General features: G+C 45.0%; 16 protein-coding genes and 1 tRNA gene. 10 read left to right on the forward strand and 7 right to left on the reverse strand.

Going from position 1 to position 18,459, the window contains the following annotated elements; translation table 11 throughout:
* The 5 genes from ACVBIL_RS09125 (at position 1) to gabT (ending at position 6,134) form a co-directional block, all read left to right on the forward strand.
* Complete coding sequence (locus tag ACVBIL_RS09125; RefSeq protein WP_447166668.1) at positions 1 to 906, forward strand: ABC transporter permease subunit; 906 nt, start codon at positions 1 to 3, stop codon at positions 904 to 906.
* Complete coding sequence (locus tag ACVBIL_RS09130; RefSeq protein WP_447166669.1) at positions 903 to 1,718, forward strand: ABC transporter permease subunit; 816 nt, start codon at positions 903 to 905, stop codon at positions 1,716 to 1,718. Before ACVBIL_RS09125 ends, ACVBIL_RS09130 begins: the two co-directional genes overlap by 4 nt.
* A 240-nt stretch (positions 1,719 to 1,958) precedes the next feature.
* Positions 1,959 to 3,245: an NAD(P)/FAD-dependent oxidoreductase gene (locus ACVBIL_RS09135; protein ID WP_447166724.1), complete on the forward strand. Its 1,287-nt coding sequence runs from the start codon at positions 1,959 to 1,961 to the stop codon at positions 3,243 to 3,245.
* Positions 3,246 to 3,327: 82 nt separating this feature from the next.
* Positions 3,328 to 4,776 (forward strand): NADP-dependent succinate-semialdehyde dehydrogenase, encoded by a 1,449-nt coding sequence (gene gabD, locus ACVBIL_RS09140; protein WP_447166670.1) that lies wholly within the window; start codon positions 3,328 to 3,330, stop codon positions 4,774 to 4,776.
* Between the two features lie 77 nt (positions 4,777 to 4,853).
* Entirely contained in the window at positions 4,854 to 6,134 is a 1,281-nt protein-coding gene (gene gabT / locus ACVBIL_RS09145) for a 4-aminobutyrate--2-oxoglutarate transaminase (protein ID WP_447166725.1), read from the forward strand.
* Between the two features lie 156 nt (positions 6,135 to 6,290).
* On the opposite strand, the gene ACVBIL_RS09150 is transcribed toward gabT, so the two are convergent.
* Both ACVBIL_RS09150 and ACVBIL_RS09155 read right to left on the reverse strand, forming a co-directional pair.
* Positions 6,291 to 6,722, reverse strand: a complete 432-nt coding sequence (locus ACVBIL_RS09150) for a universal stress protein (RefSeq protein ID WP_447166671.1) — start codon at positions 6,720 to 6,722, stop codon at positions 6,291 to 6,293.
* Positions 6,723 to 6,952: 230 nt separating this feature from the next.
* Positions 6,953 to 7,078, reverse strand: coding sequence for a hypothetical protein (locus ACVBIL_RS09155; protein ID WP_447166672.1), 126 nt, complete (start codon positions 7,076 to 7,078; stop codon positions 6,953 to 6,955).
* Between the two features lie 333 nt (positions 7,079 to 7,411).
* Between ACVBIL_RS09155 and ACVBIL_RS09160 the strand changes: the two genes are divergently transcribed.
* Genes ACVBIL_RS09160 through ACVBIL_RS09175 form a run of 4 tightly spaced genes read left to right on the forward strand, consistent with a single transcriptional unit; the run spans position 7,412 to position 11,946 of the window.
* Complete coding sequence (locus ACVBIL_RS09160; RefSeq protein ID WP_447166673.1) at positions 7,412 to 7,744, forward strand: c-type cytochrome; 333 nt, start codon at positions 7,412 to 7,414, stop codon at positions 7,742 to 7,744.
* A 3-nt stretch (positions 7,745 to 7,747) separates the two neighbouring features.
* The gene (ccoN, locus tag ACVBIL_RS09165; protein WP_447166674.1) at positions 7,748 to 9,169 is read left to right on the forward strand and encodes a cytochrome-c oxidase, cbb3-type subunit I; all 1,422 of its coding nucleotides are present in this window, start codon (positions 7,748 to 7,750) and stop codon (positions 9,167 to 9,169) included.
* Positions 9,153 to 9,773 carry a cbb3-type cytochrome c oxidase subunit II gene (locus ACVBIL_RS09170; RefSeq protein WP_447160348.1) on the forward strand — a complete coding sequence of 207 codons (621 nt, stop codon included), beginning with the start codon at positions 9,153 to 9,155 and terminating at the stop codon, positions 9,771 to 9,773. Before ccoN ends, ACVBIL_RS09170 begins: the two co-directional genes overlap by 17 nt.
* A gap of 1 nt (position 9,774) precedes the next feature.
* A complete protein-coding gene (locus ACVBIL_RS09175) occupies positions 9,775 to 11,946 on the forward strand; it encodes a c-type cytochrome (RefSeq protein ID WP_447166675.1) in 2,172 nt (723 codons plus the stop codon).
* Positions 11,947 to 12,260: 314 nt separating this feature from the next.
* Here the strand turns inward: ACVBIL_RS09175 and ACVBIL_RS09180 are convergent.
* The 5 genes from ACVBIL_RS09180 to rpsU all read right to left on the reverse strand — a co-directional run bounded on the left by ACVBIL_RS09180 (position 12,261) and on the right by rpsU (position 17,164).
* Positions 12,261 to 12,337, reverse strand: a tRNA-Ile gene (locus ACVBIL_RS09180).
* A gap of 344 nt (positions 12,338 to 12,681) precedes the next feature.
* On the reverse strand, positions 12,682 to 14,520 hold the full coding sequence (gene rpoD / locus ACVBIL_RS09185) for an RNA polymerase sigma factor RpoD (protein ID WP_447166676.1): 1,839 nt from the start codon (positions 14,518 to 14,520) through the stop codon (positions 12,682 to 12,684).
* A gap of 126 nt (positions 14,521 to 14,646) precedes the next feature.
* Positions 14,647 to 16,377, reverse strand: a complete 1,731-nt coding sequence (gene dnaG / locus ACVBIL_RS09190; protein WP_447166677.1) for a DNA primase — start codon at positions 16,375 to 16,377, stop codon at positions 14,647 to 14,649.
* A gap of 120 nt (positions 16,378 to 16,497) precedes the next feature.
* The gene (locus ACVBIL_RS09195; protein ID WP_447166678.1) at positions 16,498 to 16,941 is read right to left on the reverse strand and encodes a GatB/YqeY domain-containing protein; all 444 of its coding nucleotides are present in this window, start codon (positions 16,939 to 16,941) and stop codon (positions 16,498 to 16,500) included.
* Positions 16,942 to 16,948: 7 nt separating this feature from the next.
* Positions 16,949 to 17,164 (reverse strand): 30S ribosomal protein S21, encoded by a 216-nt coding sequence (gene rpsU / locus ACVBIL_RS09200; protein ID WP_447166679.1) that lies wholly within the window; start codon positions 17,162 to 17,164, stop codon positions 16,949 to 16,951.
* A gap of 228 nt (positions 17,165 to 17,392) precedes the next feature.
* Here rpsU and tsaD point away from each other — a divergent pair, with 228 nt between their 5' ends.
* Positions 17,393 to 18,409: a tRNA (adenosine(37)-N6)-threonylcarbamoyltransferase complex transferase subunit TsaD gene (gene tsaD / locus ACVBIL_RS09205; RefSeq protein WP_447166680.1), complete on the forward strand. Its 1,017-nt coding sequence runs from the start codon at positions 17,393 to 17,395 to the stop codon at positions 18,407 to 18,409.
* The last annotated feature ends 50 nt before the right edge of the window (positions 18,410 to 18,459 follow it).

The following is an 18,459-nucleotide window of genomic DNA, read 5'->3' on the forward strand; positions in this document are numbered from 1 at the left end:
ATGAAAAAGCCGTTAAAATTTAGATTACCCAAAGGCCAATGTTGGACCATAGGTGTCCCATACTTTTGGCTACTGATGTTCTTCGCACTACCTTTTGCCATCGTACTTAAGATAAGTTTTTCTACACCGATTATCTCGATACCGCCCTACGAACCTTTGTTCCAGTATGCTGAAGAGTCTCTGCAGATCATGCTGAATTTAGGCAACTACCTGCTTATTCTAGATGACTCTCTGTATTACCACGCCTACCTAGGCTCGCTTAAAATGGCGACCATCTCAACCATAGGTTGTTTGCTGATAGGCTACCCAATGGCCTACGCCATTGCTCGAGCACCTAAACGCAATCAAACCATGTTAATACTGCTGGTAATGCTACCGTCTTGGACCTCATTTCTTATTCGTGTTTACGCTTGGATGGGGATTTTGAGTAACAACGGTGTGATTAACAACTTGTTGATGTGGACAGGGCTTATTTCTGAGCCTTTGCAGATTTTGAATACCAATACTGCGGTTTATATCGGCATTATTTATAGTTACTTGCCGTTTATGATTTTGCCGCTGTACGCGACGTTATCTCAACTTGATGTCAGCTTACTTGAGGCCGCCGCCGACCTTGGCTCTCGCAGCCTCAATACTTTCTGGAAGGTGACTTTGCCTTTGTCAAAAGGTGGGGTGATTGCCGGCTCTATGTTGGTGTTTATTCCTGTTGTGGGTGAGTTTGTTATTCCAGAACTACTGGGCGGCCCAGACTCGTTAATGATAGGTAAGGTGTTATGGCAGGAGTTCTTCAATAATCGCGATTGGCCAGTGGCATCAGCGCTTGCGATTGTCATGCTCGGACTATTGATTATTCCGATTACTCTATTCCACCGTTATCAAGCTAAAGAGATGGAGAAAGGCGCATGAAGAAGTTAAGTTTTTCTACCATTATGCTTTGGGCTGGGATGTTTTTCTTGTACGCACCAATGTTTATCTTGGTGATTTATTCATTCAATGAATCAAAGCTGGTGACGGTTTGGGGCGGCTTTTCGACCAAGTGGTACGGCGAGCTACTTCGAGATCAGCAGATCTTAGATGCGGTTTGGACCAGTTTACAGGTGGCATTTTACGCCTCAACCATGGCGGTAATTATAGGCACCATGGCGGCCTTTGTGATGACACGCTTTGCCCGAGGTTGGGGGAAATTAACGCTATCGAACATGATCACCGCGCCGCTGGTAATGCCAGAGGTGATCACTGGTTTGTCTTTGCTACTGCTATTTGTGCAGATGGCTGACACCTTCGGTTGGCCAGCTGAGCGCGGCATGTTGACCGTTTGGATCGCTCACTCGACTTTCTGCGCCGCTTATGTGGCTGTGGTGGTGTCATCGCGTTTACGTGAGATTGACCGTTCGATAGAAGAAGCCGCGCAGGATCTTGGTGCGACGCCATTTAAAACCTTCTTCGCGATTACGGTACCTATGATATCACCTGCATTAGTCGCAGGCTGGTTATTATCGTTTAGTTTGTCGCTAGATGACTTAGTGATTGCGAGCTTTGCCTCAGGCCCGGGTGCAACTACCTTGCCGATGGTGGTGTTCTCCTCTGTTCGTATGGGGGTATCGCCTAAGATTAATGCGCTCGCGACCTTGATTATTCTTATCGTGTCATTAATTGCATTTGTCTCTTGGTATTTCGCTCGACGAGCCGACGCCAAGCAGCGTTCAAGCTCAGCTTAGTTTAACTTAGCGTCATCACAACTTGAGTGATGTGAACGGGCTAACGGGTTCGCATCACTCAGTTTTCAAGCTTCTATTTATAAACAAGCTATTTATAAGCGAGAGTGAGCCGTCAAATGCTTGCTTTCGAGATCTAAAAGTTGAAGCTTTAGCGCAAAGAATAAAGAACATAAAGAACATAAAGAACATAAAAGGACAGAAGTTATGTCAATAATAACCGATGAAAGACAGGCGGAAACCATGAACCATACCCCCCACACCGATTCATACTACGCGGCATCAGCCAACGATAAAACCGAACGCCCAATGCTGCAAGACAACATTGAAACCGATGTGTGTATCATCGGCGCGGGTTACACTGGATTGTCGACAGCATTACATCTACTGGAGATGGGCTACAAGGTTACGGTATTGGAAGCGGCTCGCATTGGTTGGGGCGCATCGGGCCGAAATGGCGGTCAGATAGTTAACAGTTTTAGTCGTGATATCGACTCTATCGAAAAAACCGTTGGCAAAGAGACGGGGAAGTTATTTGGCGAGATGGCATTTGAAGGTGCGCGCATCATTAAAGAGCGGATCAAAAAATATAACATTCAGTGTGACCTGCAAGATGGCGGCGTGTTTGCCGCGCTAAATGATAAGCAGATGGGCCACCTGCAAGCGCAAAAAGCCTTGTGGGAGAAGCACGGTCATATGAACCACCTTGAGCTACTCGATAAAAATGATATTCGAAAAGTGGTCAACACTGAGGCCTATGTTGGTGGGCTACTCGACAAGAGTGGCGGTCACATTCATCCTCTAAACCTCGCTTTAGGAGAGGCACAAGCGGTGGAGTCGTTAGGCGGCAAGATCTTTGAAGACTCGGCGGTGATTAAGGTTGTCGAGGGCGAAAACCCTGTTGTACATACCAGTCATGGTAGCGTGAAATCTAAGTTTGTGGTGGTGGCGGGTAATGCTTACTTAGGCGGTTTAATGCCTAAGCTACAGGCAAAATCTATGCCTTGCGGTACGCAGGTGATCACCACTGAGCCTTTGAACGATGAGCTAGCTAAAAGTTTATTGCCGCAAAATTACTGTGTCGAAGATTGCAACTATCTACTCGATTACTTCCGCCTATCGGGTGATAACCGCTTAATCTATGGTGGCGGTGTGGTTTATGGTGCGCGCGATCCCGCCGACATTAAATCGATTATTGGGCCTAAGATGCTCAAGACCTTCCCACAACTTAAAGATGTGAAGATTGATTATACTTGGACGGGTAATTTCCTGCTGACCCTGTCGCGTTTACCTCAAGTGGGTCGTATCGGCAGTAATATCTACTATTCACAAGGTTGTAGTGGTCACGGTGTAACCTATACACACTTAGCGGGTAAGATCTTAGCCGAAGCGATTAATGGACAAGCGACTCGCTTCGATGCTTTTGCGGGCTTGCCTCATTATCCGTTCCCGGGTGGGCACGCATTTAAGGTGCCGTTTAGCGCGATTGGTGCTTGGTATTACACCATGCGTGACAAGCTAGGTGTTTAAATCTATTTAGCGTAAACCTATCTAACTTAAAAGAGTCAAACCTCTTAGGTAATAAGCGGTTAAGTAAATTAAGGAGTAACGCGTGCAGTTAAATGATATGAGTTTGCTACGCCAGCAATGTTATATAAATGGCGAGTGGCGTGATGCCGATAGCGGTGAAACTATTGAGATTGCCGATCCGGCGACAGAGCGGGTTATTGGCTGTGTACCTGTGATGGGCACCAGTGAAACCCAAGCGGCGATAGCGGCAGCTGAAAAAGCACTTCCAGCTTGGCGTGCATTAACCGCAAAAGAACGTGGCGCTAAATTAAATCGCTGGTTTGAATTGTTACTTGAGCATCAAGATGACCTAGCGCTAATGATGACTACCGAGCAAGGTAAGCCATTGGCCGAAGCCAAAGGTGAGGTCGCTTATGCCGCATCCTTTATCGAATGGTTTAGCGAAGAAGCTAAGCGGGTTTACGGCGATACCATTCCTGGGCACCAAGGTGATAAGCGCTTACTGGTGATAAAGCAAAGCGTTGGCGTTACCGCAGCGATAACGCCGTGGAACTTCCCTGCAGCGATGATCACCCGTAAAGCTGCACCAGCATTAGCGGCGGGCTGCACCATGGTCGTTAAACCTGCGCCGCAAACGCCTTTTACGGCATTGGCGCTTGCAGAACTTGCCGAACGTGCGGGCATTCCAGCAGGTGTGTTTAGTGTGGTTACAGGCGATGCGATTGCCATTGGTAACGAGCTTTGTGCTAATCCTATCGTGCGAAAACTGTCTTTCACGGGGTCTACGCCAGTGGGGATTAAGCTGATGCAGCAATGTGCGCCGACACTTAAGAAGATGTCTCTTGAGCTTGGTGGTAATGCGCCCTTTATCGTATTTAACGATGCCGATATTGACGCCGCAGTAGAAGGGGCGATGATAGCCAAGTATCGCAACGCAGGCCAAACTTGTGTCTGTGCTAATCGTATTTATGTACAAGACGGTGTGTATGACCTGTTTGCAGAAAAACTCGCAGCAGCAGTGGCCAACTTAAAAGTGGGCGTCGGTACCGATGCAGGCGTTACCACTGGGCCACTGATTAACAGTGATGCCGTCGCTAAAGTTCAACGTCATCTCGATGATGCACTCTCTAAAGGCGCTAGGCTTATGGCTGGTGGTAAGTTGGCAAGTATTGGTGGCAATTTCTTTGAGCCAACGATTGTCACGAATGTCGATAAAACCATGTTAGTCGCCAAAGAGGAAACTTTTGGCCCGCTAGCACCGCTGTTTAAGTTCTCTGATGTTGATGATGTTATCAAGCAAGCCAATGATACTGAGTTTGGCTTAGCGGCTTATTTTTATGGTCGTGATATCTCACTGGTGTGGAAAGTATCTGAAGCCCTTGAGTACGGCATGGTCGGTGTTAACACCGGGCTTATCTCGACAGAAGTGGCGCCATTTGGAGGCATAAAAGCATCGGGACTTGGCCGCGAAGGGTCTAAGTTTGGCATCGAAGAGTATTTGGAAATGAAGTACATCTGCATGTCAGTTTAGTGCTTACTTATTTAATGTCGGTTTGTTTGCTACCTGCCTAAATGTGCTATTTAGCAGGACAGCTATAAAAGGAAATTATTATGACAACCAATGAGTCACTGATGGTGCGCCGCCAAGCCGCGGTTGCTAATGGTGTTGGCCAAATTCATCCTATCTATACTCAGCGAGCGGATAACGCCACCGTGTGGGATGTGGAAGGGCGTGAATTTATTGATTTTGCGGGTGGTATTGCGGTGCTAAATACCGGCCACCTGCACGCTAAAGTTAAAGCCGCAGTGGCAGAGCAACTTGAGCTGTTTTCTCACACCTGTTTTATGGTGCTTGGCTATGAGAATTACATTCAGGTGTGCGAGAAGCTTAATCAGCTTGTGCCTGGGGATTTTGCTAAGAAAACAGCGCTATTTACCAGTGGCTCAGAGGCGGTTGAGAATGCCGTCAAAGTGGCTAGGGCTTACACCAAGCGCAGCGGTGTTATCGCCTTTACCTCGGGCTACCATGGCCGCACTATGGCGGCATTGGCCTTAACCGGTAAAGTCGCGCCTTACAGTAAAGGTATGGGCTTGATGGCCGCCAACGTGTTTAGAGCCGAGTTTCCTTGTGCGCTGCATGGTGTGAGTGATGATGACGCTATTGAGTCAATAGAGCGTATCTTTAAAAATGATGCCGAGCCTGATGATATCGCTGCCATCATCATCGAACCGGTACAAGGTGAGGGCGGCTTCTACCATACGTCAGTTGAGTTTATGCAGCGTTTACGTCAACTATGTGACAAGCATGGCATCATGCTTATCGCCGATGAGGTTCAAACGGGCGCTGGGCGAACTGGCACCTTTTTTGCGATGGAGCAGATGGGTGTTAGTGCGGACATTACCACTTTTGCTAAGTCTATCGCAGGGGGCTTTCCGCTGTCAGGTATAACAGGGCGAGCAGCAGTGATGGACGCCATTGGTGCTGGTGGCCTAGGCGGAACCTATGGCGGTAGTCCGCTAGCTTGTGCTGCCGCGCTTGCGGTAATTGAGGTGTTTGAAGAGGAAAAGCTGCTACAAGGTGCTAATGCGCTTGGAGCTAAGCTTAAGGAGTCGCTGCAAGCTATGGCGATGGATCATGAGCAAATCGTTGATGTGCGCGGCCTTGGCGCCATGATAGCGATTGAGCTTATGCAAGACGGTATGCCAGCACCAGAGTACTGCGCACAAATGCTTAAAGAGGCACGCGATAGAGGACTTATCCTATTGTCTTGCGGCACCTACGGTAACGTACTGCGGATCTTGGTGCCGCTTACCGCGCCAGATGAGCAAGTCGATAAAGGGCTAGAGATCATACGAGCTTGTTTTAAAGCGGTATTAAAAGTGGCTTAAGTTACAATCAGTCAATATAGCGACTAAAAATCCGAGTTTCAGTTTCTGGTTCCAGTTTCTGAACTCGGATTTTTTATATTTCACTTTATACGGTTTTAATACGGCACGGGATTTATGTGGCTTAGTACCAAAACAGCCTACGCATTGATATGACTATTATTTTACAATCAACACCGGACAATGGGCTTTGCAGGCGATCTCTTCAGCGGTATTGGCATTGAGAAAGTGATCTAGTCCTGTTCGGCCGTGGCTCGCCATAACAATCATGCCGGCATTCATGTTTTTAGCACTTGCTAAAATCTGCTGAACGGGGTGGCCGTGGCAAATCGAGCTATTGATCGTGAGACTATCATCGAGTGTCGCGATATATTGCTTCATCTTCTCGGCAGCCTCTTTTTCCATTCTCTCGATTAATTCATCAGGTGATACCGCTAACACACGAGTATATTTATCGCCAAAAGGTTTATCGACAACGTGCAAAAGACAGAGTCCAACTTGATAAAAGTTGGCCATTTCGATGGCATAGCCTATTGCATGAGATGCTGTTTCTGAAAAGTCGGTTGGGCAAAGGATCTGTTTTGTTCGCATAACATTCTCCTGTTTAATACAGGTTTAATACAGGTATAAATTATAAAGTGATAGCGTTAAAAGCATGGATTACACCGCTTATTACGTCACGCTAAATCCTTGCTACTTTAAATATAGGCGCTGTACGCTAGTGAGCAAATACTCAGCCTATGTAATCCCTCATATTTGTACCCCCCTATGTAAGCCCTTGCCTATGTAACAAGGCTTTATTTTTGCTCAGCCTCTATTTGTCAGCCTCTGCTTAAGATGTTTTGAACTCGATTGACCACTAACCCAAAAGCCACTACTGCAAACTCAACGATTGCGATGCCTACGAACATTGAAAATAGTGCAGGCACATGTCTTATAAAATCCATAAAGACCTCTAAAAAACAGTTGATACAAGCTGATACGTTCGCATAAATATCCCACAGAAATTAGCCGGTGGTTTTGATTCAGTTCACAAAAATATAAGCCTTAACTATTGTTAATCTTGTACTTTATGCTTGCAACTCGATGTGGGTTAGCGCTAGGTAAACGCTTTTAAATATGGGTTACAGGTTTAATGGCATTGTGCATTTATGATTAGCGAGTGAACTTTTTGGCAACAAAGTCCGTAATGGCTTTGCAATAATATTTATGGATTTGGTGGAAAATCAAGCAAGACCGACTAGTTTCAATAAGGTGCTATAGAAGATAAGGGACTGCTTATGAACCGACTACCCCTCCTACTAATACTCGTATTTTGGACTGTAACCGCATCTGCGGACTATGACCCAAATTTTATTATTGGTAAAGAGAAATCCCGAGTATGTATGACTTGCCATGGTGAGGATGGGATCTCAACTATCGATCTGTATCCCAATTTACGTGGTCAAAAAATGCAGTATCTAATTTCAGCATTGAATGATTATCAAACAAAACAGCGAACCAGTGGTTTGGCTATTTTGATGCAGCAGCAAGCAGATACTCTCACCGAACAGGATAAAAAGGATATTTCATATTATTACTCCGTGTTGGGTACACAAAAGGGAAAGGAGTAGGCAATGCAAGCTAGCACTGAGCTTTATGATGCAAACTATGATGTAAAAGTTGTCCGTTACTTTATTGTGGCCTCTGTTACGTGGTCAATTTTTGGCATGTTCATTGGTTTGGTCTTAGCCGCTCAGCTTTACTGGCCTGCACTTAACTTTGACTCTGAATATTTTCAATTTGGTCGGTTACGTCCAGTGCACACTCAGGGCGTTATTTTCGGTTTTGTCGTTAATGTTTTGATGGGAACCTCACTCTACATAGTGCAAAGAACCGGTCAGACCAAATTATTCAATCGAAGTCTTTCTTGGATGGTATTTTGGGGCTGGCAATTAGTCCTATTATTAGCCGTTATCACTCTGCCTCTTGGCTACACCACCACTAAAGAATACGCCGAACTAGAGTGGCCTATCGATCTACTTATCGTACTGGTATGGGTACTCTATGCCGTGTTGTTTTTTGGCACAATAGCGATACGAAATGTAAAGCATATCTTTGTTTCCAACTGGTTTTATGGCGCTTTCATTATTGTCATCGCTCTGATTTTTATCATTAATAACTTGGCGTTGCCTGCATCCTTTATGAAGTCTTATCCCGTTTACGCCGGAGCGCAGGACGCGATAGTTCAGTGGTGGTGGGGACATAACGCAGTCGGCTTTTTATTAACTGCTGGCATCATCGGAATGAATTACTACTTTATTCCAAAGGTTGCAGAGCGACCTATCTATTCGTATCGCCTTTCCATTATTCACTTTTGGGGCTTAGTCGGTTTTTATACCTGGGCTGGCACCCATCACCTTATCTATTCATCTGTACCGGTTTGGGTGCAAAATATTGGCATAGTCATGTCGCTCATTTTGTTCTTACCGTCATGGGCAGGGGCATTTAATAGCGCCATGACGTTATTGCAAAACAAGGCAAAGCTAAAAAAGGATTACATAATGTGGTTCTTTATGTCAGCGATTTTCTATTACTGCTTGGCGACATTCGAAGGCCCACTTTTAGCCATACGTTGGTTTAACATGTTGGCCCACAATACCGAGTGGGTGATTGGTCACGTTCATTCAGGTGCCCTTGGCTGGGTCGCCATGTCAGCGATTGCGGTGTTCTATTACTTTATACCAAAGCTATGGAATAAGCGTGAACTGTGGTCCAGTCGATTGGTTAAGTGGCACTTCTGGCTTGCTCACCTTGGGGTTGCTTTGTATGCCATCGCCTTATGGGTGGCAGGTATTGGTGAAGGTTATATGTGGCTAGCCCAGCTAGAAAATGGCTCATTAGCCTATAGCTTTGTAGAGGCTATGGACTTTAAAGCACCTTGGTTGCTCATGCGATTTATTGGTGGTGCCTGCTTTGTACTTGGCTTATTACTGATGGCGTTGAATCTATATAAAACGGTGTCGACAAAGGTGGAGGGTCATGAACATGTTCAGTAAGGACTTTACTCAATCTGTGGTCATCCTCATTTTAGCGACAACCTTGGTGGCGAGTTTTTCTATACTCGTACTTATTGTCCCTAGCTTAGCGCGTACAGATGAGCTGCGGGCTGAGTCATTAGCTAAACCCTTAACGGCCGTGCAATCAGCAGGGCGAGATGTGTACATTAGCGAAGGTTGTCATGTGTGCCATACCCAGATGGTGCGTGATATAGCGCCTGAAGTGAAACGAGATGGTAGAGCCAATAAGGAAGCCGATGACATTTATGAATTTCCAAGTCTTTGGGGATCAAAGCGCACGGGACCGGATCTCACCAATATTGGGCGCAAGTATTCAGCGCAATGGCAACGACTTCACCTTATTAACCCTCGAAGAGTCGTTCCTACATCCATCATGCCTGCTTATCCCTGGTTATTTGAACAAGTACTGAGTGGAGATGCGATTGAAGGCAAGATGCGCACCTTGCAAACTCTAGGTGTGCCTTACACTGACAATGAGATAGAAGGCGCTCGTATAGCGGTGAGAGGTGTGACTAAAGGGGAGGCTTTAATTCAGTATTTGCAAAGCCTAGGACAAGATACTGCCAGCGATCAGGAGCGATAACATGACTGCTTTCTGGAACATTTGGGCCGTTGGGTTAACATTGTTATTTCTTGGCATCATGGGATTCGTGATCTTTAAGTACTGGCGCAACAATAAGAGTGCTGACAAAGATAAAACGATTGATACATTCGATGGCATTGACGAAAACGATGCGCCGCCCCCCCGTATACTTTTTATCGCTTATTTAGCAGCCTTTGCTATTGCAGCTGTTTTTTTAGTTTTGTACCCAGGCCTAGGTAATTGGCAAGGGGCGATGGGGTGGAAGCAAAGTGATGATGCGCTTAGTTCGCCAACCACAGACTTAGAAATCGAAATGGTGCCGTTAACGGATAAAAGTTTATTGGCCCTTGCGAGTAATAAAACGGTGACTATTAGTGGTAAATCATTGTTTGAAAACCACTGCGCCGCTTGCCATATTACTAATGCACAGGGGCAAAAGAGCTTTCCAAACCTTATTGATAATGAATGGCTCTATGGCGGCTCTCAAAGTGACATTTTACATTCTATTAAAAAAGGCCGAAATGGAGCCATGCCCGGATGGAAAGGTATTTTGTCTGAAGACCAAATTACCAAGATGGCCTATTACATAGCATCACTGCAACCGCTGCGTCGCAACCTGGACGCACCGCAAATTAAAATTGATTTAGGCAAAGATATTTTTGCCGAAAATTGCTCAAGTTGTCATGGTGATGGCACTGTGGCAAATATTCAAATTGGTGCCCCCTTGTTAAACGATGCTATTTGGTTACATGGCGGTAGTATTGAAGAGATTATATTCACTATCGAGTATGGCCTTAACAACGTGATGCCAGCATTTGAAGGGCAGCTTACTGAGGACGAAATATTAGCTATTGGTGCCTATATCACTGAGCAGCGCCTTGATTATGATGCCAAGCTTGCAGCGCTCGACCCCGCGTCCGTTAAACGTGGAGAGTACCTCATTAACGCTGGTGACTGTGTAGCATGCCACAGCTCTGAGGGCGGAGAGCGTTTTGCTGGTGGACTGCCGTTTAAGACGCCATTTGGAACGATTTATTCAACTAATATCACCCCTCACGTAATCTTTGGTATTGGTAGTGATGATTATGCGAACTTTAAGGCGGCTTTGTTTGATGGTAAAGGCAAACATGGCTACTTGTATCCCGCAATGCCTTACACCTCTTATCAATATTTAAAAGAACAAGATACCCAAGACTTATGGAGTTACCTGCAGTCCATCACCGCGGTATCAAGGCAAGATGATAAGAACGAGATGATATTCCCCTCTAATATTCGCACAGGTTTGCTGGCTTGGAACTTAGTCTTTATGGATACTAAACCGCTGTCTTATGAACCGCCAAAAAATGTCGACCTCAATAAACAGGAGTTAGCGCAGTGGCAGCGTGGCAAATACTGGGTAATGGGTTTGGGCCATTGTAGTGAATGCCATACTCCCCGTAATGTTGCCCAAGCGTTGATCCCTGAACGAATATTTCAAGGTAACTTGATTGATGGCTGGAATGCACCAGATATTAGCGCTAAAGAACTTTACCAAGATAAGTGGGATATCGATTCGCTAACCGATTTTTTGCACACTGGCCATTCATCAAAAGGCTCAGCGTTCGCGGGAATGGCTGATGTGGTAAAAAATAGTACCAGCTTAATGACTCGTGATGATATTGAAACTATTGCTCGCTATTTGCTGGTGGGTGATGAGCATAACACTATCCCTAATGACACCAAGCCACTCAACCCAAGTGGCTTTACGCCGGAGGTATACAAGGATAAGCAGTTAAACTCCTATAGTCTATATGCTGAGACCTGTGGTGCCTGTCACGGTGAGGACGGTAAAGGCCGAGAGCCCATAGCACCAACGCTATTAAATAACGGCATTATCATGCATAGCGACCCCTTTAATACCATAGCCGTGACTATTCGTGGCTTATCACCGACATATTTGGAAGAGGGCCGTAACTTTATGCCGATGACTAGCTTCCAAAACATACTTACTGATACCCAGCTAGCGGAGCTAATCACTTTTGTTCGCCATTATTTAGGTGATAGAAAAGAGCCGGTAACCGCAGAGCAAGTTAAAGCGGTGCGCAAGGAGTTAGAGAAAGCGGGTTATGCTGGAAATCTGCATACCACACCAGATATGTATGATCACAAAGATGCTGATATTAATATTAATTAGCAATAATGATTGGGCGGATGATGGCCGATAGAGAGTGCAGAACGGATAAAAAATGCTTGCTGTAGTGATGTTAATCACTGGCAATAAAAGTGCTTTATAAATGAGGCCAAGCCGATAGGTGTGCGATGGCTTCTAAGTTCAAAACCTAAAAACTAGACAAAATTGAGTTTTTAGGTATTTAAAATACGCCTTGTATTAGCTAGTTTTTCTGTTTGAATTGCGGTTATACGTAGCTTTAACAGTATGAATTGATGGCGATAATACCTCAGACATGAAAAAGCCGCTTAAATTTCTTCAAGCGGCTCATCATAAATTGGTGGCCCCTCCCAGACTCGAACTGGGGACCTGACGATTATGAGTCGTATGCTCTAACCAACTGAGCTAAGGGGCCGACTTAAGATAGTCGTCACTATCGAAAGCGCTGAGAAGTATACGAGGTTTGTAAGCGCTTGTCACCAGAGAATTTGCTCGAAATACGCTTATACACGCACGACTGCTTATCTGTTAATCAATATTGGTGAGTTTTAATCATTGTGCTTATGATGAAGGTTAACTTTTTAGCAAAATTCAACGTGATAGCAAGCTGTCGCAGTATTGTATAGGGCTCTCAACTTTTACGCTGATACTCAAATGATAGCTTTTTAGTGATGGACCTGCGGTTGGGTATCACTCTTTTTTAGCAAAAAAAAAGCTGCCCTTAGGCAGCTTTTCTATTTGAGTTAAAGTGTTTGACGATTACTCGTCTAGGAACGACTTTAAAATCTCTGAGCGAGAAGGGTGACGCAACTTACGTAGCGCTTTAGCTTCAATCTGACGAATACGTTCACGTGTTACGTCAAACTGCTTACCCACTTCTTCTAGAGTGTGGTCAGTATTCATGTCGATACCGAAACGCATACGCAGTACTTTAGCTTCACGGGCCGTTAGACCTGCTAGCACTTCGTGAGTTGCATTTCTCAAGCTTTCGCCTGTTGCAGAGTCCAATGGTAGCTCAAGAGTGGTATCCTCGATGAAATCACCTAAGTGCGAATCTTCATCGTCACCAATAGGGGTTTCCATTGAGATTGGCTCTTTAGCAATCTTTAGTACCTTACGGATTTTATCTTCAGGCATCATCATGCGCTCTGCCAACTCTTCAGGAGAAGGTTCGCGACCCATCTCTTGCAACATTTGGCGAGAGATACGGTTAAGCTTGTTGATAGTCTCAATCATATGCACAGGGATACGGATCGTTCTTGCTTGGTCAGCAATAGAGCGAGTGATCGCCTGACGGATCCACCATGTTGCATAAGTCGAGAACTTATAACCACGACGGTATTCAAACTTATCTACCGCTTTCATCAGACCGATGTTACCTTCTTGGATAAGATCCAAGAACTGTAGACCACGGTTGGTATACTTTTTCGCGATAGAAATTACTAGACGTAAGTTCGCTTCAACCATCTCTTTCTTAGCACGACGAGCTTTCGCTTCACCGATTGACATACGACGGTTGATATCTTTAATCGCACCGATTGCAAGACCGGTTTCTTTTTCAATAGCGTCAAGCTTGGCACGACAACGCTGTACATCAAACGCAACCACTTGTAGACCTTCTACATATGGCTTGCCTGATGCGAGTTCGTCGTTGAACCATTCAATACTGCTTTCATTGCTAGTGTAAACTTTGACGAAGTTTTTCTTCGGCATTTTGGCTTGATCAACACAAAGCTTCATGATCAAACGTTCTTGAACGCGGACTTTGTCCATCATAGAGCGCATGTTTTTAACTAAGCGGTCAAACTGCTTAGGCATCAAACGGAACTCTTTGAAGATCTCGCCAATTTCAAATAGTGCTACAGTCGACTCTGGGTGACCACGGCCTTTATCTGCAATAATTCTTAATGCATTTTCATGAGCTAGACGAAGCGTTGTAAATTTCTCTTTAGCTTCTTCAGGATCTGGACCTTTCGGGCCTTCCTCTTCTTCGTCATCATCGTCATCATCGTCATCATCATCTTCATCATCTAATTCATTATCAGATAATTCTGAACCTACGTGAGTCGCTGTTGGCGCAACATCTTCTGCATTTGGATCTATAAATCCAGAGATAATGTCAGAAAGTCTAACCTCTTCAGCTTCATAACGATCGAACTGCTCTAGGATCATCGCAATCGCTTGCGGGTATTCCGCAACAGATGCTTGAACCGTGTTGATGCCTTCTTCGATACGCTTAGCGATAACAATCTCGCCTTCACGTGTTAGAAGTTCAACAGTACCCATTTCACGCATGTACATACGCACAGGGTCAGTTGTACGACCTAATTCAGCTTCAACTGTTGCAAGTGCAGCAGCTGCTTCTTCTGCAGCATCATCATCGGTGCTGTCTTCAGACATCATGATATCATCAGCATCCGGAGCCTGTTCATAGACTCGAATACCCATGTCATTGATCATCTGGATAATATCTTCAATCTGGTCAGAATCGACCATGTCTGCAGGTAAGTGATCGTTCACTTCTGCATAGGTTAAGTAACCTTGCTCTTTACCTTTGGCGAGCAACAATTTAAGTTGCGACTGCGGAGTATGATCCATAGATATCATCCAAGTTGGGAAACTGTTAAAACGACGGGCAAAAAACAGCCATACAAGTCGTCAATTATAGCCTTCGGTGCTTCGCTCTGCTAGTCCAAGTGTTTACTTTTGAGACAGAAATTGTCTTTAAGCTTGCTTTTGGATTACTGCGATGAGCTTTTTAAGCTGCAACCGTTCTTCTTTCGTGTGATTTTGTTTTAAACTCAGTTCTTGATAACGTTGTTCAATATACTGGTTATTTAGCCACACGAGTGTTCCTTTTAACTCTCGGAGCAAGTTTTCATCCGCCACTTGATGATCCCATTGGGTCAGTTTTTTTAGGGTGCTGAATTGGTTATCGCCCCTAAACTGTTCAAGTAGTTGTGCGCTGCTCATTACTTTGCCGCGAGTTAAATCTAATACAAGGGTCAGCAAATCAATGCCAGCCATCTGTATATGTTGTAGCGCTGGTAGCTCAGGTAGTTTTTCACCTAAACGCGGGTGTTGTACTAGCAATGCGATGGCTAATCGCAGAGGTGTACCACGTCCTTTTAACGCTTTGTGCTGATTCGGCGTTGCGGCCGTCTTAGTCGAAAAATTAAATTTTCGCTTAAGTTCATCTGCACCGTTCATTCTTAGCTTATGTGCTAAATCTTCGAGTAACAGGCTCTGTAAAACGGTGTCCTGTACTTTTTCTATCAGTTTAATGGCATTCTTAGCCAATACACTCTTATCTTCGTTACCGTAAGTTTTTGTTAAGTTATCAAACAAAAACTCAGGCAGTGCCATAGCTTGTTCAATATTGGCTTCAAATTGTTGTTTGCCAATTTTCCTTACCATGGTGTCGGGGTCTTCCCCTTCAGGTAGAAACATAAATCGAACCTGATTTCCAGGCTTTAACAGTGGTAGTGCGGTTTCTAGGGCGCGCCAGGCAGCTTCTTTGCCCGCTTTGTCACCGTCATAACAGCAGATGACTTCTTTTGCACTACGCAGTAATAATTGAAACTGTTCAGCCGTGGTCGATGTGCCTAAAGAGGCGACTGCATAATCAACATCAAACTGAGCCAACGCCACAACGTCCATATAGCCTTCAACAATTAAGACTCTTTGCGGTTCGCGGTGACGTTGTTTTAATTCGTATAAACCATAAAGCTCATGGCCTTTATGAAATATGGGCGTTTCTGGAGAATTCAAGTACTTCGGTGTACCGTCTCCTAATACTCGGCCGCCAAAGCCGATAACTCGTCCGCGTCGATCCCGGATTGGGAACATCAAACGGTCACGGAATCTATCGTAGCGTTTGCCACTGTCATTCTCGATGACCATACCGGCGGTAAGGAGCTTGTCTTGTGAATCTTTATTTTGGCGGTAACGGCTTAGCAAACCATCCCATCCATCGGGTGCAAAACCGATATTGAAGTGTTCAATCACTTCTTTTGAAAGACCTCGATGTTCAAGATAATCAAGGACTTTTTGTTTGTCTGTATGCTGTCTTAGCTGGCTTTGAAAGAATAAGCTAGCTTCTTCCATCAACTGATATAAATCGCGACTTAATTCCTGATCGCGTGGTTTTCCAGTGCCTTGTTCCCGTGGGACTTCGAGTCCCAGTTGTCCGGCGAGTTCTTCAATGGCATCAACAAAGTCTAGTCGGTCATATTCCATGACAAAATCGATGACGTTGCCGTGTGCTCCGCAGCCAAAACAATGATAAAACTGTTTGTCTCTGCTGACAGTAAAAGAGGGAGATTTTTCGCTATGAAAAGGACAACAGGCAGAGTGGTTTTTACCCGCCTTCTTTAGGGGCACTTTAGGGTCGATTAGATCGACAATATCAGTGCGAGCTACTAGCTCATTAATAAAATCACGAGGTATCGCCATTAGAGTTGTAAAATGCCGCCTTATTACGTGAGATCAAAAGTTACGTGAAATCAAATTTGGGAATTTCGAAAACAAACAAGCCGCGCAGAAGCACGGCTCATTCATGCAAAAAAACTAAAGTTACTTGAGTTTTGCACGGATCATAGCGCCAATTGCCGCCATGTCAGCTCTACCCATTACTTTAGGTTTTAATGCTCCCATTACTTTACCCATATCCGCCATGGTGGATGCGCCCATCTCAGAGATGCTAGCATCAACTAACGCAATAATTTCCTCTTCTGAAAGAGGTTGAGGCAGAAATTTTTCTAAAATTAGAATTTCTTCTGCTTCTTTTTGCGCTAGTTCGTCACGGCCTGCTGCTTCATATTGAGCAATAGAATCACGACGCTGTTTTACCATTTTGGTTAAGACCGCTATAGCTTGGTCGTTAGTCAGAGTTTCGCGGGTATCCACTTCAATCTGCTTAACGGCGGCTAGTGCCATACGAATCGTCCCCAAACGCAGCTTTTCTTTCGCGCGCATGGCTTCTTTCATTTGGTCTTTTAGCTGATCAACTAGGCTCATAATGAGATTAGTATAAACGTACGCGACGTGCGTTTTCGCGAGAAAGCTTCTTAGCTAGACGCTTGATCGCAGCTGCTTTAGCACGCTTGCGGCAAGTTGTTGGCTTCTCGTAGAATTCACGAGCGCGAACGTCAGCTAAGATACCAGCTTTTTCACAAGAGCGCTTGAAACGACGTAGAGCTACGTCGAATGGTTCGTTTTCACGTACTTTAATAATTGGCATACGCCATCACCCCTTAGGTGTAGGTTGTATTGAGACAATTACTTGACTCAGATTATTTAAAAATGGTGCGGAATTCTATACCGACTTACCCCCTCTTGTAAACCCCTTATAGCGATCAGAATGAGGCGTAATAGACGATATTATCTGCAAACCGCGACGGCACTATGGAGTAATTAAAGCACAGAAGGTAGAATTGGCGCTAATTATGTTAACCGAAGACGAGAAATAATGCGGGTTTTAGGTATAGAAACATCCTGTGATGAAACAGGTATTGCCGTTTACGATGATGAAAAGGGCCTGCTATCGCATGCGCTTTACAGTCAGGTTAAATTGCATGCTGATTATGGTGGAGTCGTACCTGAGTTGGCGTCTCGCGACCATGTTCGCAAAATTGTACCTTTAATACGTCAAGCGTTAGCTGATGCGGATATGACCATCGAAGATATTGATGGTATTGCCTACACCAAGGGCCCTGGTCTTATTGGTGCGTTATTAGTGGGTGCTTGTGTTGGTCGTGCTTTGGCTTTTTCTTGGGATAAGCCTGCGATTGGCGTCCATCATATGGAAGGTCATTTATTAGCTCCAATGCTTGAAGATGACGTACCTGAATTCCCGTTTCTTGCACTATTAGTTTCTGGCGGTCATTCGTTGCTGGTTGGTGTTGAAGGAATTGGTCGCTACGAAGTACTTGGCGAGTCAGTCGATGACGCTGCCGGTGAGGCATTTGATAAAACCGCTAAGTTAATGGGATTGGATTATCCTGGCGGCCCAAGACTGTCAAAACTTGCCGCTAAAGGTGTTGCTAATAGCTATCGATTCCCTCGGCCGATGACCGACAAGCCTGGGCTTAATATGAGTTTTTCCGGCCTTAAAACTTTCGCGGCAAATACTATTGCTGCTGAGCCGAAAGATGAGCAAACGCGCGCCAATATTGCTTGTGCCTTTGAAGAGGCGGTGGTCGATACGTTAGCAATCAAATGTAAGCGAGCACTAACACAAACCGGTTATAAAAATCTTGTGATTGCCGGTGGGGTAAGTGCCAATACTCGTTTGCGTTCATCACTGAGAGAAATGATGCAAGGACTTGGTGGTAAAGTATATTATCCGCGTGGAGAGTTTTGTACCGATAACGGTGCCATGATAGCTTATGCGGGTTTACAGCGTTTAAAAGCTGGGCAAGTAGAAGGCTTAGAAGTGAAAGGTCAGCCTAGGTGGCCACTTGATACGTTAGAGCCAGTCGACTAGTCATACTGGTTTAACTAAAGACATAAAAACGGCGCTAAATCAGCGCCGTT

The sequence above is a fragment of the Shewanella sp. 125m-7 genome (assembly GCF_052977045.1).

What these genes read in the sequence shown, in the direction of transcription:
- ACVBIL_RS09150 (WP_447166671.1), bottom strand. Translation starts at nt 6,722, where the DNA reads ATGCGAACAAAACAGATCCTTTGCCCAACCGACTTTTCAGAAACAGCA.
- ACVBIL_RS09135 (WP_447166724.1), top strand. Translation starts at nt 1,959, where the DNA reads ATGAACCATACCCCCCACACCGATTCATACTACGCGGCATCAGCCAAC.
- tsaD (WP_447166680.1), top strand. Translation starts at nt 17,393, where the DNA reads ATGCGGGTTTTAGGTATAGAAACATCCTGTGATGAAACAGGTATTGCC.
- ACVBIL_RS09160 (WP_447166673.1), top strand. Translation starts at nt 7,412, where the DNA reads ATGAACCGACTACCCCTCCTACTAATACTCGTATTTTGGACTGTAACC.
- ACVBIL_RS09195 (WP_447166678.1), bottom strand. Translation starts at nt 16,941, where the DNA reads ATGAGCCTAGTTGATCAGCTAAAAGACCAAATGAAAGAAGCCATGCGC.
- ACVBIL_RS09125 (WP_447166668.1), top strand. Translation starts at nt 1, where the DNA reads ATGAAAAAGCCGTTAAAATTTAGATTACCCAAAGGCCAATGTTGGACC.
- ACVBIL_RS09170 (WP_447160348.1), top strand. Translation starts at nt 9,153, where the DNA reads ATGAACATGTTCAGTAAGGACTTTACTCAATCTGTGGTCATCCTCATT.
- ccoN (WP_447166674.1), top strand. Translation starts at nt 7,748, where the DNA reads ATGCAAGCTAGCACTGAGCTTTATGATGCAAACTATGATGTAAAAGTT.
- ACVBIL_RS09130 (WP_447166669.1), top strand. Translation starts at nt 903, where the DNA reads ATGAAGAAGTTAAGTTTTTCTACCATTATGCTTTGGGCTGGGATGTTT.
- rpoD (WP_447166676.1), bottom strand. Translation starts at nt 14,520, where the DNA reads ATGGATCATACTCCGCAGTCGCAACTTAAATTGTTGCTCGCCAAAGGT.
- ACVBIL_RS09155 (WP_447166672.1), bottom strand. Translation starts at nt 7,078, where the DNA reads ATGGATTTTATAAGACATGTGCCTGCACTATTTTCAATGTTCGTAGGC.
- rpsU (WP_447166679.1), bottom strand. Translation starts at nt 17,164, where the DNA reads ATGCCAATTATTAAAGTACGTGAAAACGAACCATTCGACGTAGCTCTA.
- ACVBIL_RS09175 (WP_447166675.1), top strand. Translation starts at nt 9,775, where the DNA reads ATGACTGCTTTCTGGAACATTTGGGCCGTTGGGTTAACATTGTTATTT.
- dnaG (WP_447166677.1), bottom strand. Translation starts at nt 16,377, where the DNA reads ATGGCGATACCTCGTGATTTTATTAATGAGCTAGTAGCTCGCACTGAT.